The 1,963-nt window shown below is 67.5% G+C and carries 2 protein-coding genes; both read right to left on the reverse strand.

Annotated elements, in window-relative coordinates:
• Nucleotides 1-137 precede the first annotated feature (137 nt).
• Entirely contained in the window at nt 138-923 is a 786-nt protein-coding gene (locus DBR12_RS09850; protein ID WP_108617077.1) for an ABC transporter permease, read from the reverse strand.
• Between the two features lie 143 nt (nt 924-1,066).
• On the reverse strand, nt 1,067-1,909 hold the full coding sequence (locus DBR12_RS09855) for an ABC transporter ATP-binding protein (protein ID WP_233244381.1): 843 nt from the start codon (nt 1,907-1,909) through the stop codon (nt 1,067-1,069).
• Nucleotides 1,910-1,963: the final 54 nt, after the last annotated feature.

Here is a 1,963-nt window from a genome sequence, read left to right on the forward strand (position 1 = left end):
GGCTTGGTGGTTCCAAAGCGTCACGCGCCACCCCAAGGCGTCGAATGCGCGGTCCCCTGCCAGTGCCGCCGTGCAAGGGCCGCCCCGCCGCAGGGGCGGCGTCCCCCTTGGGGGAAGACGCGCAGCGGCTCAGGGGGTTAGTCCATGCTGTTTTCGCTGGCGTGCCAGCCGCCCAGGGCGACGCGCGTGAGCCAGGCCATCAGCACGAACAAGGCGACACCGGTGAGCGAGATCAGCAGCAGAGCAGCAAACATGCGCGGGATGTTGAGTTGAAAGCCTGCCTGCAGGATCTGGTACGCCAGCCCTGCACCCTGACCCCCGGTGCCCGCCACAAACTCGGCCACCACCGCGCCGATGAGCGCCAAACCACTGGAGATGCGCAGCCCGCCAAAGAAGTAGGGCAGCGCACTGGGGATGCGCAGACGCAGCAGCGTCTGCACCCGCGTGGCGCGGTTGAGCTGGAAGTAGCTTTGTAGATCCGGCTCCACACTGCGCAAACCCAGTGTGGTGTTGCTGATGATGGGGAACAGGGCGACCAGTGCGGCGCAGATCACCATCGACGCCGTCGGGTCCTTCACCCAGATGATGATGAGCGGTGCCACGGCCACGATGGGCGTGACCTGCAGCAGCACGGCGTAGGGGAAGAGTGCGGTCTCGATGCGTTTGCTCTGCACGAACAGGAACGAGATCAGCACGCCCGCCACCGTGGCCACCACAAAGGCCAGCACCGTGATCTTGACGGTGACCCACAGCGAGCCGCCCAGGGCGGCCCAGTCGGTGAACAGCGTCTTCATCATCAGGATGGGCGAGGGCACCAGGTAGGGCGGCAGCTCCATGGCCGTGACCAGGCCCTGCCACAGCGCGATCAGCACCAGGCCGACCAGCACGGGGTACACCACACGCTGCACGCGGGGCTGGGCCATGAGCGGCGTGCGCTTGGGGGCGGCTTTGGGGGCCGGCTTGGCAGCGGCGGCTTGCGCGGGTGCCGAGCGAGGGGCTGCGGGGCTGGAGGTCACTCCAGGGGATGGCACCGGCGACGCGATGGATGCGGAAGGGAAGGGGGTGCTCATGCCACGGTCTCCTCGGTGTCCACGCTGGCGCGCAGCAGGCTGTCCTGCAGCAGCTTGGCGTAGCGGCTGAATTCGGGCGACACCATGAAGTCGGCCGTGCGGGGGTAGGGCGCGTCGATGCGGAACTCTTCGACCACGCGGCCAGGGCGCGCGGCCATCATGACCACGCGGCTGGAGAGGAACACCGCCTCGTGGATCGAGTGCGTCACAAAGATCACGGTGAGCTTCTTCTTGCGCCACAGGTCCAGCAGGTCGGCGTCGAGCTTGTGGCGCGTGATTTCATCCAGCGCGCCAAAGGGCTCGTCCATCAACAGCAGGTCGGGCTGGGTGACCAGGCCGCGCGCAATCGATACGCGCATCTGCATGCCGCCCGACAGCGCACGGGGCAGCGCGTGGGCAAACTTTGACAACCCCACCAGCGCCAGTGCTTCGGTCACACGCGCATCGGCCTCGGCACGCGGCACGCCCGCCAGGTCCAGCGGCAGGCGCACATTGGTTTGCACACTGGCCCAAGGCATGAGCGTGGGCGACTGGAATACGAAGGCCATCTTCTTGCCGCTTTCGTCCAGCTGCGCCACGGGCTTGCGCCACAGGTGCAGGCGGCCGTCGGTGGGCTCCAGCAGGCCCGCCACCATTTTCAGCAGCGTGCTCTTGCCGCAGCCCGAGGGGCCGAGCAGGGTGACGAATTCGCCCTCCTCAATGGACAGGTCCACCGGCAGCAGGGCCTGGGTGCCATTGGGGTAGGTTTTTTCGGCAGAGAGCACCTCCACGGCGGGCGTGGAATAGGTGGCTGGCGTCGGGGTGTGCACCAGCGGCGGAGATTCAGCGGGGGATGTCATGGTCGCCTTTCGATGGATGCGGCCGTGGGGTGGGGGGCGGCGGCTGTGTCAGGG

It is taken from the genome of Acidovorax sp. HMWF029 (genome assembly GCF_003060895.1).
GTDB lineage: Bacteria > Pseudomonadota > Gammaproteobacteria > Burkholderiales > Burkholderiaceae_C > Acidovorax.

Bases quoted from the DNA above. Each gene is read 5' to 3' on its own strand.
- DBR12_RS09850 (WP_108617077.1), bottom strand. From the start codon at position 923: ATGGCCCAGCCCCGCGTGCAGCGTGTGGTGTACCCCGTGCTGGTCGGC.
- DBR12_RS09855 (WP_233244381.1), bottom strand. From the start codon at position 1,909: ATGACATCCCCCGCTGAATCTCCGCCGCTGGTGCACACCCCGACGCCA.